A 17,304-nucleotide genomic window follows, 5' to 3' on the forward strand; every position below is an offset into this window, starting at 1 on the left:
CAGTCGTTGCGTTCCGCCCCGAAACGCGTGACTGCGGTTCATCTGTGGGCAGCGGATGAACCACCCTGCCGGCGAGGCCGTCGTGCGACGGCGTGATCGTCAGGCCCAGTAGAAGAGCATCCCGACGGCGCCGTCGATCGGCTGATCGAGCTGGTAGCGGTTGTTCCCGAGCGAGGTCAGCGCCGGTGTCGTCACCGCGCCGTCCGCCGGATCGACCCGCCGTAGCGCGCCTGGCGTGCGGCCGCTGCCGGCCAGATCGAAGGTCAGCCTGATCGTCTGCCGCATGCTGGCCGACTCGCCGCCGGGTGACGTCCGGCTGAGCTTGTCGTTCTTCGGCCAGCCCACCGCGTTCATCACCATGAAGAAGGGCGTGTCGGCCGCAGGGACGAAGGAGCCGCGCTGGGCCGCGGTCAGCTCCGGGATCGGCCGATAGGTGCCGAGCAGGACGTCGGTGCGGTGACCGCCGTTGATGTCAGCGGCCGGCAGTACCTCCAGCCCGGTCAATTGCGTCCCCGGATCAGTGCCCGCACCGAACACCGGGATGTTGGTTCTAGCGGTGGAGACCCACGTGTTGGTCAGGTACTCGCCGTTGATCAGCGCGGCGTTCTTCGTCCGCAACCTGACCAGGTACGGGCTCAGGTTGCGGACCATCGCGCTCAGCTTCGAGTACTGCTGGTACTGCGGCGTGAGGTTGCCGTTCTCGTCCCGCAGCAACCAGATGTTCTGGCCCGGGTTCCAGTGGTACCTGAACAGGTTGAGCCATTTGCCGCCCAGGCAGAGGGTGACGAACGTGGGCATGAACAGCTCGGTCTCCGAGACCACTCGCAGTCCGGTGCCTGCCGGATTGGGACCGGTCCGGTACCCCAGGGCGTACTGGCCGAAGTTCAGCGGTGAGCCGCCGATACCGTCCTGCCCCTCCAGCGCCAGCCGGCGGATCCGCCAGGTGTCGTTGTAGAGCGGCGTGACGCTGCCGGCGTGGTAGTGCCCGCTACCCGCCGTGCCGAAGTAGTAGGCGTCGTAGGTCAGCAGGTCCGGGTGTGCTGCGGCTACGTAGGACCGGTACTGCGCGTCCGACCATTGGTCCGCGAACTGGTTGTTGTGCAGCAGCGCGTTCGGCGCCTCGGTGCGGGCCAGCGCCGTCCAACTGGCAGCCCAGGCCTGCACGTCCGGCGAGTAGTACTCCTCGTCGCCCAGACAGACCGAGAACAGCGTTCCCAGGTTCGCGGTCTGGTCGGCACTGAAGAACTTCTCACCGGGGCTCGGGGGCCGCGTCAGCTGATCGGCCCGTGGCGACTTGGCGAGTGCCCAGCGGCTCCCCGCTGGGAGCGACGCCATCAGGTTCGGGTTCCACTGCGGCGGATCGTAGAACGTCGGCATCGTCATGCCGGAGCCCAGGAACTCGGCGGCGCTCGGCACCCACGCGGTCTCGGAGTCGATCCAGGCGCCGAACTGCAGGCCGTGGTTCAGGAAGGCCGCGTCGGCCCGGGACAAGACGCCGGGGCTGCAGGCCCAGGCCGCCGTCCCGCCGGTCGCCTGGAGCAGGGCCGGCGCGGCCAATGAGGTGGCCGCGCCGGCCAGGAGCGTCCGCCGGCTGACGCCGGAACGGGGCGCTGCCGAGTCCGGCGGACGAACGGGGGAATCGTCGTTGTGCTGCATGGTCGCTTCTCCTTCGGGCGGTGGTTCAGCGGGTGGCCTTCATCGCGTCCGTCTGGATCTTCAGGTAGCTGCGGACGCCGATCTGCTCGAGTTTGTCCTTGTAGGCCTTCCAGACCCCGTCGTCGCCGATGTCCTGCTTGCCGAGGCAGAACTCCGCGACCGACTGGTCGAGGTGGTTGGTCAGGTTGGTCTCGATCTCGCCCAGCTGCGCGGCCTGGTCGGCCGTGTAGACCGGCTCGGCGAAGTACCGGTCCTTCGGGACGGCGTACTGCTCGTAAAGCTTGCCGGCGGCAAACAACCGGGGCTCGCCGGTCTGCTTGTCGTCGGCGGCCTGGGAGTGCCGGAAGTCCTTGACGTTGCAGATCGGCCCCCAGTTCCACCAACTGACGTTCTTGTCGTCGGCCTTCTTCGTGACCGTCTCCCAGACGGCCTGCCGGCCGTCGACGCCCTTCGCTCCGGGCTTGGCCCAGCCGAAGGTGTTGGTCTCGGTGCCCTGCGGGCCCTGCCAGCACGACAGGCTGGACAGCAGGCTGATCTGCGCGTCTCCCCAGCGCGCCATCGTGACCGGATCCGTGCACTTCTTGGTAATCACCAGGCCGTGCGCGGTGTAGGGCTGCCACTCCCACGGCACGTGGCACTTGCCGTCCGGGCCGGTGACCGGCGCGAGTGACACGTACCGGTTGTAGAGCGCGTCCCGATCGGCCGACGGCACGTCGACGTTGCCGTAGGCGTAGATCGCGCCGTACAGCGGGCCGCGGGAGTTCTTCAGCCGCCGGTCGAACTGCTCCCGGGTCTGGGTGAACGAGTTCGGGTCGATCAGCCGATCGGCGAACAGCCCGCGGATGAACTTCAGTCCCTCGCGGTAGGCGTCCTCGGCCGGCGAGAAGATCAGCTCGTCGCCGCGCTTCTCGATATTCGAGGTGCTGCCACCGGGATAGCAGAAGGACTGCAGCAGGTAGTTCAGCATGCCGCCGCCGCCGTCGGCCTTGCGGACGTCGCTCATCGGGAACGAGCCGGGCAACCCCGACGGGTTGCGATCCCGGAACGCGACCAGCATCGCGCGCAGGTCGTCCGAGGTCTTCGGCTGCCCCAGACCGACGGCGTCCAGCCAGCGCTGGTTGACCCACATCCGGACCGTCGCGCTGTTGCAGTGGTAGCACTCGTTCAGCCAGCCCATCCCGTACATCGCGCCGTTCGGCGCGGTCAGGTAGGGGCGGAACTCCGGCCGCATGCCGAACAGATCCAGGTGCTCCGGGCAGTACTCGTCGATCAACTGATCCGTGGCCTGGAAAAGCCCTTGCTGGCCGTAGAGCGCCACCTCGGAGCGGCTGAAGTACTGGTTGAGCCCGTTCAGGAACACGTCCGGCAGATCGCCGGAGCTGATCATCGCGTTGATCTTCGGCCGACCCTCCGCGCCGGCCGGAACCACCTCGTACTCGACCCGGACGCCGGTGGTCTGCTCCAGCCACCGGCTGTAGGCGTTCGCCTTGTAGTCCAGCCCGGGGTAGCTCGGACCGACGGCGCGGAACACCTTCTTGCCGTCACCGAACTTCTCGATCGACCGGAACTTCGGCGCATCCCACGGGACGGGATAGTTCACTCCGGTCAGCTCCGCGCCGAGCGGCACTTTCAGCTTCGCGCTGCCAGGCGTGTAGCCGGCCCCGTTCGCGGCCTTCTGCGCCGCCCCGGAGCCGCTGCAGCCCGCCAGCGCCGCAGGTCCGGCGGCGCCGATCAGACCGGCGGCTGCGAGGTTGCGCAGCATCCGGCGCCGAGTGAGTTGCTGGTGACCGTACATGGGTGGTTCCTTTCAGGGGAAAGCGCTCAGAACAGCCCGGTCCTGGTGAGCCGGCGCGCCAGCGCGTTGACACCGAGCAGCAGGATGATTCCGACGACGCTGTTGAACAGGCCGATCGCCGTGGCGTAGGAGTACTGCGGGATCGGCGCCTCGAGCCCGACCTGGTACACGTAGGTGCCGATGACCTGGGAGACGTCGAGGTTCAGGGGGTTCTGCATCAGCAGAACCTTCTCGAAGCCGATGTTCAGGATCGAGCCGATGTTGAGCACCAGCAGGATCACCGCGATCGGCATGATGGCCGGCAGGTCGATGTGCCAGATCCGCCGCAACCGGCCGGCGCCGTCGACCGTGGCGGCCTCGTGCAGCTCCGGCGGGACCGACGCGAGCGCCGCGAGGTAGACGATGGCGGAGAAGCCGGCCGTCTGCCAGACGCCGGAGAAGACGAACAGGTGCCGGAACCAGTCCGGCTCGCCGAGGAAGTTGACCGGTGCGGCCCCGGCGAGCCCGGTCAGGTGGTTCACGACGCCGGTCTGCGGGTCGAGCAGCATCGACATCATGCCGACGACCACCACCACCGAGATGAAGTTCGGCGCGTAGGTGACCAGCTGGACGACCTTGGCGAACCGGGCCTGCCGGACGGCGTTCAGGAACAGCGCCAGCACGATCGGCGCCGGGAACGCCAGCGCGAGCTCGTACAGGTGCAGCACGATCGTGTTCTTCAGCACCACCGGGAACTGGAAGCTCGTGACGAACCGCACGAAGTGGTCGAGGCCGACCCACTGACCGCCGCTCAGTCCGCTCACCGGGCTGAAGTCCCGGAAGGCGATCTGCACGCCGTACATCGGCCAGTAGCAGAAGATCGCGACCCACAGCAGCGCCGGCGCCAGCAGGACGTAGAGCCGCCAGGCGCGTACCATCCGCAGCCCCAAGGACATGGTGTCTCTCCTTTCCGGTCGGATCGGGTTCAGCCCTTGAGGGAGCCGATCATCATTCCCTTGACGAAGTGCTTCTGCACGAACGGGTAGGCGGTCAGCGGCGGGATCGCGGCGATCAGGATCAGCGCGTACTTGAGCTTGGCCGCGAGCTCCTGAGCGGCGGCGATCCGGGCCGGGTCGACATTCGTCATCTTGACCGGGTCGAAGGTGTTCTCCAGCAACAGATTGCGCATCACCAGCTGCAGCGGATAGAGCTGCGGATCGCTCAGGTAGATCAGCGCGTTGAAGTAGCTGTTCCAGGTCGCCACCGCGAACAGCAGGCAGTTCACCGCGATGATCGGCTTGGCCAGCGGCAGCACGATCCGGAAGAAGAACCCGAAGTCCGTCGCGCCGTCGAGCTGGGCGCTCTCCAGCAGCTCCTGGGGAACGGTGACCTGGAAGTAGGTCCGGGTCACGATCAGCTGCCAGACGCTCATACAGCTCGGCAGGATCATCGCCCACATCGTGTTCAGCAGGTTCAGCTGCTGGATCACCAGGTAGAGCGGAATCATGCCGCCGGAGAACAGCATCGTGATCACGAACAGCAGCGTGAACACGTTCCGGCCGGGCAGGTCCTTGCGGGACAGCGCGTACCCGCCGGCCGTCACCATCGCCGTCCCGAGCGCCATCACCGCGAACGAGTAGACCAGCGAGTTCAGGAATCCCCGGACGATCTCCGGGTAGTGCAGGATCGCGTCGTAGGCGTCGAGGTTGAAGCCGATCGGCCACGCCACGACCTCACCGCTGTTGACCGCGGCCGGATCACTCACCGAGGCGCTGGCGATGTAGACGAACGGATAGATCACCGACGCCGCGATCGCGACCAGGACGACCACCGAGACCAGGTTGACGAGCTCGTCGGACCGGGTTCGCCCGATCTGGCGCGGCACCGGCCGGCGATCGCGCCGGGTCGCCTGGAACATCAGACCCGTACCCCGTCCAACTCGAAGACGGCGGCGTGCGGCGTCGGCCGGTCGGCCGGCACCTCGAGGACGGCGGCCAGCTGATCCTGCCCGAACCCGATCGGCTCGTCGCTGCCGAGCAGCCGGACGCCGGTGATCCGGCCCGGCTCGGTGCCGGCGGACTCGCCCAGGGCGGGCAAGCGCACCGGACCGGGCGCCGGGTTCAGCACGGTGACGTACAACCGGCCGTCCGCCGTCGTGTACCGCACCTCGTCGTGGGGATATGGCGGATCGGTCAGCGTCCGCTCGTTGTACTGCTCCTCCCCGGCTCCCGCGACGGCGTCCAGGTCCGCGTTGTCGATGTTCCGGCCTCGCGCCGCGGACGACAGGTTGTCGCCGTACACCCGCCACGGCCGGCTCCCGTGGATGGCCGCGCTGTTGATCGTCAGCCAGCGGCCGAGATCGTCGAGGTACGCCTTGTGCTCGGGCGGGATCGTGCCGTCGCCGCGCAACTCGACGTTGAGCAGCAGGTTGCCGTTCTTGCTCGCGGCGTCGACCAGGATCTCGATCATCGTCCGGCCGTCGTGCCGGCTCGTCACGTCCTCGCGGTAGAACCAGTCCGTACAGGTCAGCGTGGCCTGCCAGACCGTCGGCCGGATGGTCAGCGCGACGCCCTTCTCGATGTCGTCGACGATCGCCGGCTCGTCGTCGATCTTGGCCACGATCACGGTCTCGTTGGTTTCGTTGACGGCCAGATCGCGCGCGTAGAAGTCCCGGCAGACCTCGACGCCGTGGTCGCCGTACGGGAAGCCGATCCCGTCGAACCACAACAGGTCCGGCTGGTACTTGGCCACGAGCTCTTTGTGCCGCAGCTCCCAGTTGGCCTTCATCGCGGCCTCCCACTCCGGCGTCCGGCGCTGCGGCGGCGGCCCGTACAGGTCCGCCGGATCGAAGCCGTCCCACCAGGTGCCGATCCCGTCGGCCACGGTCAGGTTGCCGTCGTAGGGAACCCCGGCCAGCGGGCCGTCGGCATCGGAGTCGAAGGCGTGCTCGTAGTACATCAGCATCCGGTCGTCGTGCGAGCTGACGCCGAACGGCAGCCCGGCCTTCCGGCTCGACGCGGCGAATTCGCCGATCAGGTCCCGATTCGGGCCGACGGCAACGGAGTTCCACGGGTGATGGCTGGAGTCGAAGTTGTCGAAGTGGTCGTGATGGTTGGCCATCGCGACGAAGTACCGCGCGCCGATCGACACGAAGTACTCCAGCAGCGCGTCGGTGTCCAGGTGCTCCGCGCGCCAGCTCTTGATCACGTCCTTGAAACCGTGGGTCGAGGGATGTCCGTACTGCTTCTGGTGATAGCTGTAGGCGCCGGCGCCCCAGTCCTCCGCGCCGGTGTCGGGCATATAGAGGTGCCGCGCGTACCAGCCGCCGCCTTGTGGCGGCTGGGACTGCGCTCCCCAGTGCACCCAGATGCCGAGCCGCGCCTCGGCGAACCACTGCGGAACGCCGACCCGCTGCTGGATCTGCGCCCAGCCGGTCCCGGTCTCCGGCTCGTCGTTGGCAGTCATGTCCCAGTCCTCTCGTACCCCAGCACGCTGACGAGTGCTTCGCAGAGGCCAATAGTGCGCAACCCACACGGCACAGGGGCATGGCGTGATCGGCGACGATCATGGACGATCCGACATCCAATCGGATTTTGTTTCGCAAACAAGTTGTCTTGCGCAACGACGGCGTCGGGACGCTACCGGCGGGTCCGGCAGGACGGCGGACGCTGGGCCTGCCGGTGCGCGTGGACGGCGTCCAGCGCGCCCAAGATCTGCCGGCGCTCCTGCCCTTCGACGGCGCAACTGTCGAGCCAGCGCTGGACGAGCTCGACCCTGGGGACGGAAATCCCCGTCTCCACGCGACTGATCGTCGCTTGGCTGACCCCGACCCGGACCGCCAGCTCCACCGCGGTCAGCCCCGCGCCGACCCGCGCGGAGCGCAACGCGGCGCGCAACTCCGACGGAGCTCCGGATCCACCGGCCTGCTGCGGCATCCGCATGCTGACTCCCCGTTCAGTCGGTGCCGACGGCACCGGTCGACGACCGTGCGGCGATCATGCCCAGGTCGCTCCGGGCTCGGCAACCGGCATCGGCCCGGGTCGGCGCGAACGACCTGATCGTCCATACACGTCAAGCAAAAACCCATGTCTCCGGTCCGGCCCGAGCCTTCACGATGAGTCCGATCCGGCGGGTCACGTCCCGCTCGCGCCACCCATCATCCGGAGGTCACTCGATGTCTCGTTGGCCCATGCGCAGCACGCTTTCCATCGTGCTGGCTGCTGTTCTCCTCGTTCCGGCAAGCCTCCCCGCGCGCGCCGCCCCGAGCGCCGCCGGCACCAGTTGCGATCCCGCGGCGTCCGGTCTGACGCCGGTCCTCCAGGTCGAGCTGCCCGCCACGGCGGGCCTGTCCGGCACGGAGCCGCCCGCCGTGCTCGACCGCCGTGCCGAGATCGGGGCGAATTTCGACCGGGTCGGCTACTGCCTCGAGCTCGACGGCCCGAGCGGTCCGCAGTGGGTGTGGACCGCGATGGAACCGTTCTCCGCCTCCGCGACCGGGATCGGCCTGCCGACCCGTACCGGACACGTCGTACGGCAACGCGTCGAGGACCTCGAGGTACAGTCCAACGTGCCCGGCGTGACCGTCGGCGGCGGGCAGACCGGCTACCTCGAGATGTGGCCGAACAGCTACGTCCCAGGGTCCTCGCTGCAGGTCGCGAACGCGTCGTCCGCCCGGTTCGACGCGGACGACAGCCCGACCGAAGGCCCGGGCGTTTACGGCTCCTTCCAGGTCGCCCAGGTCGGATCGACCCGGCCCTCGACCACGGCGCCCAAGACAGTGCTCGCGATCAACGGCTTCAACCGGGCGGCGGACGCCCCGATGACGCTGGGGATCGGCAACCGGCCGACCGGCGAGCCCGACTGGACCTTCGCCGACAACGCCGCGAGCTACACGCAGCGGCGGCTCACCGCCTACGTCCGCCCGGCGCTGGTCTCGCTGACCGAGGCGCCGCAGGATCTGCAGCTGTACCCGCGCGACGCGGCCAACCAGGCCAGCGTTCCCGTCCGCGGCCAGATCGTCGACCCCGCCGTCAGCGAGGTCCAGCTGCGCGTCACCAGCAACGGCGTGACGCAGACCTTCACCTCGTCGGCTCGGACGTTCCAGTTCAGTCCCACGATCAAGGCGGCGCTCCAGGAGTACACCTTCGAGCTCCGCGCCGTCGGCACCGGGATCGACCGGGTCGTGGCGCTCCGGACCGGGATCGTTGCCGGCGACATCTATGTCGTCCAGGGCCAGTCCAACGCGGCCGCGCCGAACTTCATCACCAACACCAACGGCGTCGACGAATCGCCGTTCGTCCGCAGCTACGGAAGCGCCACCGGCGACGCCGCGCTGTCCGGCGCCGATCGGGTCTGGCACCACGGGACCGCCGATGCGCAGCTCGAGTCCGGCGCGATCGGCCAGTGGCCGACCCGCACCGCGCGCCGCATCGTCGACACCTACCAGGTTCCGGTCGCGATGATCAACGGTTCCCGCGGCGCCGAGGCGATCGGTCACTTCCAGCGCGACGACGCCAACACGCCGAACCTCGCCACCAACTACGGCCGGCTGCTCAGCAGGCTGCGTACGGCGGGCCTGGTCGGTCACGTCCGCGGCGTGCTCTGGTATCAAGGCGAGTCCGACAATGACGACGGCCCCGGCCACGTCGCGGGCTTCACCGCACTGCTGGCCGACTGGAAATCCGATCTCGGCGCCGCGATCCCCGGCGGCTCCCGGTACTACGTGCACCAGGTGCGAAACGCCCCGTGCCCGTTCCTCACGGCGATGACCCTTCGCGAGGCGCAGCGCCGGCTCGGCGACACGACCGGAGTCACACTGCTGTCCACGAACGGGATCAACGCCCATGACGGCTGCCACTTCGCCTATGCCGGCGGGTACCGGGAACTCGGCGACATCAACTTCACCACCATCGCCCGGGATCTGTACGGCGGCAGCGCGGCCGGCGTCGCCGCGCCCAACCCCACCACGGTGCGTGCCAACGGCAACCAGCTCGTGATCGACCTGCGCTCGACCGATCCGCTGAGGATCGATCCCGGCGCGGCCGCGGACTTCCGGATCACCGGCTCCGGTGTCACGATCACGTCGATCACGCAGCCGCCGGGCACCGCCACTCTGGTGCTGTCGCTGTCGGGGCCCGCGACCGGCGCCACGACGCTGACCTACCAAGGCCACAATGGTGCCGGACCCTGGATCACGAACGCGATCGGCAGCGGCCTGCTCGCCTTCCGGATCCCCATCACCTGACGAACTGCCGTGATGGGCCGGCGTTCGGTGGGTGCCGGCCCATCACGGTGTCCGGCGCCCTCAGGACGCCAGCTTCTCCAGCACCCGGCCGCTCCGGTCCACCGCGGTGACCGTCACCGGCTCGGCGGGTGCCGGCCACCAGGCCAGGAAGTAGCCGTGGGCAACCGATGCCGTCACCACCGTGCCGTCGGCCGTCTCGACCGTCACGGCGGCGACTCCGGCCGACACCGGGCCGAACATGTACCGCGCGCCGCCTTTCTGGACCGATCCCGCGTTCGCGGCCAGCGCCATCGAGCTACCCGACGGGAGCTCGATGGCCGGCGCTCGCGCGGTCGTGTGGTGCCGCTGGTCGTAGATGCAGACCACGAGGGCGCCGCCGTCACCGAGGAGCGCCGCCGTGGCGTCGCCGCGCACCTCACCGACAATCGGCCGGAACCGGCTGAAGTCGGCGTCCTGGTTGCGGGCGGCGGGCTTCGGCGATAGGCACGGTTCCAGCCCAGGACTGCTCGCGGGAATCATCGCCGCTCGTGGCACCGCCGTCCACGACGCGTACGTCGAGGGCGGGCGCAGCACCTCGTGCGCGACCAGCCCGGCGGCGCCGACGGTCACCGCGGCGACCACGCTCCGAACCGCCAGAGCGCGCCGATGGCGACGCTGAAGCCTGGCGGCGCCGGCCAGCGCGGCCCCGCGAGCGCGTGACTTCGCCGCGCGATCGAACCGTTCGACGGTCAGCACGGACTTCTCGAAATCGATCACGGCGCTTCTCCGATCACCGGCTCGCGGAACATGCTTTCGGCCGCGTCGGCGATGTGGCGACGGACCCGGGACAGCCGGTTCCGCACCGTCCCCACCGAAACCTCCAGTAGCTCGGCGGCCTGTTCCGGCTCCAGCTCGGCATACACGCACAGGTCGTACACGTTGCGATACATCGACGGCATTCTCGCGACCTCCCACCGCAGCCAGACGCGCCGGTGCTGTAGATCACCGGCGGTCGCGTCGCCGTCCACGAGACGTGGACGCGCCATCGGCTCCACGCCGATCGGCCGCAACTGCAGGCGCCGCGTCTGCTCGGCCACCCGCCCTTGCCGGCGGATGACTTGTTTCGCGATCGCCAACACGACCGGGAGCGCCGAATCCTGGCGCACCACGAACGAACGCCGCAACCGCCAGACCTCGACAAATGTCTCCGACACCACGTACTCGGCATCGGCCGGGGACACCGCCGTCCGGCGGCAGTAGCGGTGCACGCGATCGGCGTACCGATCGAACAGCACTCCCAGCGCCGTGGTGTCACCGCCGCGCATCGCCTGCCATTGCGCGGCGTCGCTTGTCAACCGGTCGGTCATGAGTAGTTCATACCGGAGCCGCGCCGAACGTCCCAACCTCGCGCAAAGACCTACCGGGCCAGCGACTCCAGCAGGCCGGACTCGACCCGGCTCAGCGCCGAGCGGACCGCGCCGAGCACGACCGCACGGTCGCCCAGCGAGGACGGCTCGATCCGCGGCGGGAAAGCGATGAGCTTCGCGACGCCGGAACGCACGGCGTCCAGGAAGCCGGCCTCCGCCCCGGCGCCTCCGATCACTACCAGCTCCGGATTCAGGACGCCGGCGTACGCCGCGATCGCCCGGACGATCGGCGGAACCCTCCAGCCCGTCTGCCCGGCACCGGGCCAGCCCTGGCCAGTCGGCTCACCCGCCGCGCCGTCGTGGCCGGGTACGACGTTGCCGCCGACAACGATCCCGGCGGCCGCGCGGCCGCGGACGAGCAGGCAGACCACGTCGGCCGATGTCCGGGCCGCGCCGAGCCGGACCTCGGCGAGCGCCGCCAGATTCGCGTCGTTGCCGAACTCCAGACCGCGCGGGAAAGTGCTGCCGAGCGCGCCGCGCAGCCGCAGGCCCGCCCACCCGGGAAGCGCGCCGCACGAGGTCACGACGCCACTGTGAGCATTCACCACACCCGGCACCGCCACGGTCGCTCCGCTCAGGGCGCGCCGGGCCACCCCAGCCTCGGCCAGGCAGGACCGCGCCGCAGCACGGACCAGCTCCAGCCGCGCGCCGGCCGGTACGGCGGGCGCGGCCGGAACCACGGTCTCGGCCCGAACGGCGCCGCCGAGGTCGGCCAGGATCACCCGGACCTCGACCACGCCGATGTCGACGCCCAGCACGTGCCCCGCGTCGGCGCGTAACTCGATCAGGCGCGCCGGACGACCACGCCGGACGCCGCGCCCGTCGTGCAGGAAGGCGATCAGGCCGAGCCGCGCCAGGTCGTCCGCGATCGCGTCGGTCGCCGCGCGGGACAGCCCGGTAGCGGCAGCGACGTCCCTGATCCGGGATCGGCCGGACACGCGCAGGCACTGCAGCACCAGCGCCGCGTTCGTTCGTCGTGACGACGGCGGCACTCCGCTCTCCGCTGTCATGGATCCGCCCTCTCACCCAGCCACTTTGCGCAAAGTGTACCGGGCAGCTGAGGCCGCGTAGCCCTTGTCCTGTTGATGATTCGCTTTTATTTTGGGACTGGATTTATTGCCGGCCGACGGCGGAGGTTTCGTGGTGAACAGGCTGCTGAACGTCTTCGAGATCACCACCAGGACCAGGCTCGGCGTCCCGACCTTCGCCCTCGACGGCGGACTGAGCGCCGAGTACGCCGTCCAGGAGGCGCTCGCCGGCCTGGCCGGCGGCGTCGGGCACACCTGGCGGGTGCAAGCCCCCGGACTGGGCCCCAATCCGGTGCTCGGCAGCCCGTCGTTCCTCACCGACTCGCTCGAGGCCACCGTCGCCGCCTACGACCGGCTGCTCGGGCCGGCCGCGGCGCTCGACACAGTGGTCCTGGGCACCGGCGTCGCGGCCGCACCGTACGTCGCGCACGCGCTCGGCGCGCCTTTCCTGCCTGCACATTTCCTGGTGAGCACGCACTCGGTCCGGGCTGCCGCCCAGGTGCTGGGCGCGGCCGGCAACGACGGGCTGCGGGCCTACGCCACCCTCGGATACGAGGAGTCGATGCCCGGCCACGCGGTCGCCTGGGTCAAACTCCTCGCCCCGCCGCCGCAGTACCAGGACTTCCTGCGCCGGCACGCCGTCCGCACCGTGATCCTGATCGGCGCCCGCGCGCTCGGAGCGCAGTACGGACGGCGCGTCCTGCGTGATCGCCGGCCCGGCGCGCGGATCGATGCCGGCGAGCTGTTCGTCACCTGGCCGGACGGCGGGAGCTCGCGGGACCGAGTCTGGTTGCATCACACGATCCGCGACCTGGCAGCGACGGACCTCGAGCCCCACCGGCGCTACTTGGCCGACTGGGAATTCGGGTTGTCCGACGAGCAGGTCGAAGGACTCGTCGGAGGCCTCCAGGCGCTCGCCGTCGACGTCGCGCTACTGACCGCGCCGACCCATCGGACGCTGTGCGATCTCGCCTCGCACCTCCAAGCGGCGCTTTACCGCGTCAACCAGGTCCGCGTCACCGGGATCTGCCTGAATCCGCACCTGCTGTCACATCCGGTGGCGGAGACCAGGACCGGCCGGCTGCCCTTGCTCTACTCACAACTCGATCCCATCGCCGTCACGACGGAGCGCGTTCACGGCGTCCTCGGGCAGGCCGCCGCCCGATCGCTGCCTCGGTTGCGCGAGCTGCCCGTCGTCATCAACTCGACCCGGAACGTCGGCGCGCCGGGGCCGGCCGCGGAGCTCCGGAAAGCCCTTGTCCGCCGTGGGTTCGGCTCGGTCAGCGTGTCGGCGACGACGGCGGACGAGGTCTTCGACACCGACTCCAGCGCGCCTTGCTGGCAGGCGGTCCGGGCGGTCGCGGCCGCCAACGGCAACAATCCGCTGCCTGCCTGGCGGTCAAAGCTGCGCCGCCTGACGCTCGGCGAGCTGCGCGAGGCCGTCGCGGCCACGACCGGGGTCTGCCTTGGCACGCCTCCGGCGGCCGTCGGCTTCTGAACGACACTCCCGGACCCCTTCCGAACAGCACGGTGCGAGCCTCGCCGGACGAGCGAAGCCACGTCCATGGTGGCTGCGCCGATTCGGCGTGCGCAATGGCATGATCCGTTACATGTATGGATAATCCGGTCATGACCCCAATCCGCCCGGACACCGCCGAAACGGTTGTCAAACGCAATCATCGGGTGTTCTGCGGCCGGTTCGTCCGCCACGCGCCGTGGCGAACCATCCGGCCCGGCGGCACCACGGACTGGGTGCTGTTCGTCACCGTCGACGGCGCCGGGCACTTCCGCTGGGACGGCGAGCACGACCTCGCCACGCACCGTGACCAGATCACCCTGGTCGAGCCGCGAACCCCGCACGATTACGGGACCGATCCGACGACCGGCCGCTGGTCACTCTGGTGGGCGCACATCGACCCGCGACCCGAGTGGCTGCCGCTGCTCGACTGGCCGTCGGTCCGGCCCGGCGTCCGGCAGCTGCCCGTCACTTGCGCGGTGCGCACGCGGGTGGTCGACGCGCTGGATCGCGCGATCGCCGCGCAGCAGGACGGCCTGCGGCACGGGGGCCTGCTGACCGCGAACGCGGTCGAGGAGGCGCTGCTGTGGTGCGACCAGCCGGGCTCGCGTGACGTCGTCCTCGATCCGCGCCTGCATGCGGTCGTCGCGCATATCGAGCAGAACCTCGACCGCCCGCACAGCATCGCCTCGCTCGCCCGGATCGGCGGCCTGTCCAGTTCCCGGCTCACGCAGCTGGCCAAGTCGCAGCTCGGCAGCACGCTGATGAGTCATATCGAGCAGCGGCGGATCGATCTCGCCCGGCACCTGCTGACGCTGTCCGACCTGTCCGTGGCCCAGGTCGCCCGGCAAGCTGGGTTCTCCGATCCGCTGTACTTTTCCCGGCGCTTCCGGGCGGCGACGTCCGTCTCGCCGACCCAGTACCGCGAGCAGAGCTAGGAGTACTGGCCGCGGGCAACAGCCCGGAACCGTCCGTCTGGTTATGGCGGTTATAACCGAAACGGGGATTCCCGCGCCGTTCCGCGGCACAGCATGCTCGATGCGCCAGGTGTTCCAGCAATGACGGAGGCGCGAACGTGGCGACGAGTTTCAGTGTGAACGGCAGGCTTTACGCGGTACCGGCCGCCCCCGTGGTCGTCATCTGCATCGACGGCAGCGAGCCCGAGTACCACGAGCTGGCGGTGGCCGGGGGCCACATGCCGTGGCTGGCCAGGACGCTCGCGGCCGGAAACTCCTCCTGGCCGGCGCATTGCGCCATGCCGGCCCTGACCAACCCGAACAATCTCTCGATCGCGACCGGCCGGCCGCCGGCCGTGCACGGCATCAGCGGCAACTACCTCTACGACCCGGAGACCGGCGACGAGGTCCTGATGAACGATCCGCGCTTCCTGCGGGCTCCGACGATCTTCGCCGGGGCGGCCGCCGCCGGGTGGCGGGTCGCGGTCGTCACCGCGAAGGACAAGCTCCGGCGGCTGCTCGGCGCCGGTCTGGTCGCGCCCGGCCCCCGCCTCGACGGCGCCGAGGGCGTTCAGCCCGCTCAGGGCGCCGGTATCTGCTTCTCGGCAGAGAAGGCGGCCGAGGCGACCGAAACCGACAACGGGATCACCGACGTCCTGAGCCTGGTCGGCCGAGCGGCGCCTGAGGTCTACAGCGCCGACTTGAGCGAGTTCGTGCTCGCGGCCGGGGTGCGGCTGCTGGAGAGCCGGCCGATCGACCTGATGTACCTCTCGCTCACTGACTACATCCAACACAAACACGCGCCCGGGACCGAAGTCGCGAACGCGTTCTACGCGATGATCGATCGGTACGCCGCCGCGCTCGATGCGCTGGGGGCGATCGTCGTGATCACCGCCGACCACGGCATGAGCGCCAAAACCGACGCCGGGGGCCACCCGAAAGTCGTCTACGTCGAGGACGAGGTCCGCGCGATCGTCGGCGCGGCCGCCGAGCTGCGGGTGGTCCTCCCGATCACCGATCCCTACACCGTCCACCACGGCGCCCTGGGCTCGTTCGCGAGCGTCTACCTGTCCGAGGACGCCGACCACGAGCAGGTCGCGAAGGCGCTGCGGCAGCTCCCCGGCATCCAGGAGGTCCGTCCGCGTGCCGAGGCCGCGGTGCGCTTCTCGCTGCCGTCCGACCGGATCGGCGACCTCGTCGTCCTGGCCGAGGCGGGGACGGCGCTCGGCCGCTTCGCCGCGTGGCACGACCTCAGCGCGCTCGACGCGCCGCTGCGCTCACACGGCGCCCTGGGCGAGCTGGCGATCCCGTTCATCGTCAACCGCCCACTCCCCCGGCCCGAGCCGCTCGACTCGCCGCTCGATCCGCAGGCCTGCGTGCACAACTACGACGCGTTCTGGGTGGCCACGACACTCGTTTCCGGACCCGAGGACAGGTAGGCCCGCCATGTCGACCACACCGAAACCCGCCGTCGGTGATCCTGTCACGGAGGAGGCCTTCCAGCGCCTCAAGTGGCGGATGCTCCTGTCGGCCATGCTCTGCTACCTCTTCTTCTACACCGGCCGCCAGACCTTCGGCTTCGCGATCCCCGGTCTGCAGGCCGACCTCGGGCTCAGCAAGACGACCCTGGGCGCGATCAGCGGCATCCTGCTCTGGTCCTACGCGGCCGGCCAGCTGATCAACGGCAACCTCGCCGACAAGTTCGGCGGTCGCCGGCTGATGGCGGCCGGCGCGGTCTTGTCCACGGTGCTCAACTGGTGCACGAGTTTCAGCGTCGGCGCGAAGTCCCTCGGCTTCTTCTGGGGCGCCAACGGCTACGCCCAGTCACTCGGCTGGTCGGCCGGCGGCCGGGTCATCTCGAACTGGTGGACGCCGCACGAGCGGGGCAAGAGCTTCGGGTTCTACACGTTCGCCGCCGGCATGGCCTCCGTGCTCGCCTTCGTCACTTCGACGATCGTCGTCGGCGTCCTGCACCTGGACTGGCAGTGGATCTTCCGCGTCCCGGTGCTGCTGATGCTGGTCGGCGGCATCGTGTTCTACGTGCTCGCCCGGGACACCCCGGCCAAGGCCGGCATCGTCCCGCCGAAGTCGCACACCGACGACACCGAGAGCAGGGAGTCCGTCGGCAGCTCGTTCCAGCGGTACAAGGCGGTGCTGAGCAACCCGCGAATCTGGTCGACGGGGATCGCGATCGGATTCCAGAACACCGCGCGTTACGGCCTGCTGATCTGGGTTCCGGTGTACTTCCTCGGCGACAACTGGAAGTCCGGCGACAGCCCGATCAACCCGATCTGGATCTCCGTCGCGCTGCCGGTCGGGATGGCGGTCGGCGCGCTGACCAACGGGCAGATCTCCGACCGGCTGTTCGGATCCCGCCGGGACCGGCCGATCGTGCTGTTCATGGTGCTCGGCGCGTTGTTCGCGCTGGCCATGTATCTCGTACCGCTCGGCATCGGGACCGGGATCGCGTTGCTGTTCCTGACCGGCTTCTTCGTCTACGGCCCGCAGTCGTCGTTCTGGGCACTGTGTCCGGACCTGGCCGGCAAGGCGATGGCAGGCACCGCGACCGGCACGGTCAACTTCTTCTCCTACCTGTTCGCCGGCGCGTCGGAGCCGATCATCGGTCACCTGATGGACCGCACCGGCCAGACCAGCCTCATCTTCCTGCTCGTCGCCGGAGCGTGCGTCTGCAGCTCGCTCGCCGCGCTGACGATCCGGCGTTAG

At 69.5% G+C, this 17,304-nt stretch carries 14 protein-coding genes; 5 read left to right on the forward strand and 9 right to left on the reverse strand.

What is annotated here, in order from left to right; all coding sequences use genetic code 11:
• Positions 1–99: 99 nt before the first annotated feature.
• From ACZ6ZD_RS22665 to ACZ6ZD_RS22690, 6 genes are all read right to left on the reverse strand, one after another.
• Positions 100–1,656, reverse strand: coding sequence for a hypothetical protein (locus ACZ6ZD_RS22665; protein ID WP_465675144.1), 1,557 nt, complete (start codon positions 1,654–1,656; stop codon positions 100–102).
• Between the two features lie 25 nt (positions 1,657–1,681).
• Positions 1,682–3,451: a type 2 periplasmic-binding domain-containing protein gene (locus ACZ6ZD_RS22670; RefSeq protein WP_465675146.1), complete on the reverse strand. Its 1,770-nt coding sequence runs from the start codon at positions 3,449–3,451 to the stop codon at positions 1,682–1,684.
• A 26-nt stretch (positions 3,452–3,477) separates the two neighbouring features.
• Positions 3,478–4,386, reverse strand: coding sequence for an ABC transporter permease (locus ACZ6ZD_RS22675; RefSeq protein WP_465675148.1), 909 nt, complete (start codon positions 4,384–4,386; stop codon positions 3,478–3,480).
• Between the two features lie 29 nt (positions 4,387–4,415).
• On the reverse strand, positions 4,416–5,348 hold the full coding sequence (locus ACZ6ZD_RS22680; RefSeq protein ID WP_465675150.1) for a carbohydrate ABC transporter permease: 933 nt from the start codon (positions 5,346–5,348) through the stop codon (positions 4,416–4,418).
• On the reverse strand, positions 5,348–6,895 hold the full coding sequence (locus ACZ6ZD_RS22685) for an alpha-L-fucosidase (protein ID WP_465675152.1): 1,548 nt from the start codon (positions 6,893–6,895) through the stop codon (positions 5,348–5,350). The genes ACZ6ZD_RS22680 and ACZ6ZD_RS22685 overlap by 1 nt, the downstream gene beginning before the upstream one ends.
• A 173-nt stretch (positions 6,896–7,068) precedes the next feature.
• Positions 7,069–7,371 (reverse strand): helix-turn-helix transcriptional regulator, encoded by a 303-nt coding sequence (locus ACZ6ZD_RS22690; protein WP_465675154.1) that lies wholly within the window; start codon positions 7,369–7,371, stop codon positions 7,069–7,071.
• 248 nt (positions 7,372–7,619) lie between these two features.
• Between ACZ6ZD_RS22690 and ACZ6ZD_RS22695 the strand changes: the two genes are divergently transcribed.
• A complete protein-coding gene (locus tag ACZ6ZD_RS22695) occupies positions 7,620–9,674 on the forward strand; it encodes a sialate O-acetylesterase (protein WP_465675156.1) in 2,055 nt (684 codons plus the stop codon).
• Positions 9,675–9,734: 60 nt separating this feature from the next.
• Here the strand turns inward: ACZ6ZD_RS22695 and ACZ6ZD_RS22700 are convergent, their stop codons facing one another.
• From ACZ6ZD_RS22700 to ACZ6ZD_RS22710, 3 genes are read right to left on the reverse strand one after another with little or no spacing between them, the layout of a single operon-like run.
• On the reverse strand, positions 9,735–10,430 hold the full coding sequence (locus ACZ6ZD_RS22700; protein ID WP_465675158.1) for a hypothetical protein: 696 nt from the start codon (positions 10,428–10,430) through the stop codon (positions 9,735–9,737).
• Positions 10,427–11,020, reverse strand: a complete 594-nt coding sequence (locus ACZ6ZD_RS22705; RefSeq protein ID WP_465675160.1) for an RNA polymerase sigma factor — start codon at positions 11,018–11,020, stop codon at positions 10,427–10,429. Before ACZ6ZD_RS22705 ends, ACZ6ZD_RS22700 begins: the two co-directional genes overlap by 4 nt.
• A 50-nt stretch (positions 11,021–11,070) precedes the next feature.
• Positions 11,071–12,090: an ROK family protein gene (locus ACZ6ZD_RS22710; protein ID WP_465675162.1), complete on the reverse strand. Its 1,020-nt coding sequence runs from the start codon at positions 12,088–12,090 to the stop codon at positions 11,071–11,073.
• A 133-nt stretch (positions 12,091–12,223) separates the two neighbouring features.
• On the opposite strand from ACZ6ZD_RS22710, the gene ACZ6ZD_RS22715 reads away from it, so the two are divergent.
• The 4 genes from ACZ6ZD_RS22715 (at position 12,224) to ACZ6ZD_RS22730 (ending at position 17,304) form a co-directional block, all read left to right on the forward strand.
• A complete protein-coding gene (locus tag ACZ6ZD_RS22715) occupies positions 12,224–13,606 on the forward strand; it encodes a hypothetical protein (protein ID WP_465675163.1) in 1,383 nt (460 codons plus the stop codon).
• A gap of 131 nt (positions 13,607–13,737) precedes the next feature.
• Positions 13,738–14,562: a helix-turn-helix domain-containing protein gene (locus ACZ6ZD_RS22720; protein WP_465675165.1), complete on the forward strand. Its 825-nt coding sequence runs from the start codon at positions 13,738–13,740 to the stop codon at positions 14,560–14,562.
• Positions 14,563–14,717: 155 nt separating this feature from the next.
• A complete protein-coding gene (gene phnA, locus ACZ6ZD_RS22725; protein WP_465675167.1) occupies positions 14,718–16,019 on the forward strand; it encodes a phosphonoacetate hydrolase in 1,302 nt (433 codons plus the stop codon).
• 7 nt (positions 16,020–16,026) lie between these two features.
• Positions 16,027–17,304: an MFS transporter gene (locus tag ACZ6ZD_RS22730; RefSeq protein WP_465675169.1), complete on the forward strand. Its 1,278-nt coding sequence runs from the start codon at positions 16,027–16,029 to the stop codon at positions 17,302–17,304.

This window comes from Kribbella sp. NPDC104218 (genome assembly GCF_055584105.1).

Bases quoted from the DNA above. Each gene is read 5' to 3' on its own strand.
- ACZ6ZD_RS22680 (WP_465675150.1), bottom strand. From the start codon at position 5,348: ATGTTCCAGGCGACCCGGCGCGATCGCCGGCCGGTGCCGCGCCAGATC.
- ACZ6ZD_RS22710 (WP_465675162.1), bottom strand. From the start codon at position 12,090: ATGACAGCGGAGAGCGGAGTGCCGCCGTCGTCACGACGAACGAACGCG.
- ACZ6ZD_RS22720 (WP_465675165.1), top strand. From the start codon at position 13,738: ATGACCCCAATCCGCCCGGACACCGCCGAAACGGTTGTCAAACGCAAT.
- ACZ6ZD_RS22685 (WP_465675152.1), bottom strand. From the start codon at position 6,895: ATGACTGCCAACGACGAGCCGGAGACCGGGACCGGCTGGGCGCAGATC.
- ACZ6ZD_RS22695 (WP_465675156.1), top strand. From the start codon at position 7,620: ATGCGCAGCACGCTTTCCATCGTGCTGGCTGCTGTTCTCCTCGTTCCG.
- ACZ6ZD_RS22675 (WP_465675148.1), bottom strand. From the start codon at position 4,386: ATGTCCTTGGGGCTGCGGATGGTACGCGCCTGGCGGCTCTACGTCCTG.
- ACZ6ZD_RS22670 (WP_465675146.1), bottom strand. From the start codon at position 3,451: ATGTACGGTCACCAGCAACTCACTCGGCGCCGGATGCTGCGCAACCTC.
- ACZ6ZD_RS22690 (WP_465675154.1), bottom strand. From the start codon at position 7,371: ATGCGGATGCCGCAGCAGGCCGGTGGATCCGGAGCTCCGTCGGAGTTG.
- ACZ6ZD_RS22730 (WP_465675169.1), top strand. From the start codon at position 16,027: ATGTCGACCACACCGAAACCCGCCGTCGGTGATCCTGTCACGGAGGAG.
- ACZ6ZD_RS22705 (WP_465675160.1), bottom strand. From the start codon at position 11,020: ATGACCGACCGGTTGACAAGCGACGCCGCGCAATGGCAGGCGATGCGC.
- ACZ6ZD_RS22665 (WP_465675144.1), bottom strand. From the start codon at position 1,656: ATGCAGCACAACGACGATTCCCCCGTTCGTCCGCCGGACTCGGCAGCG.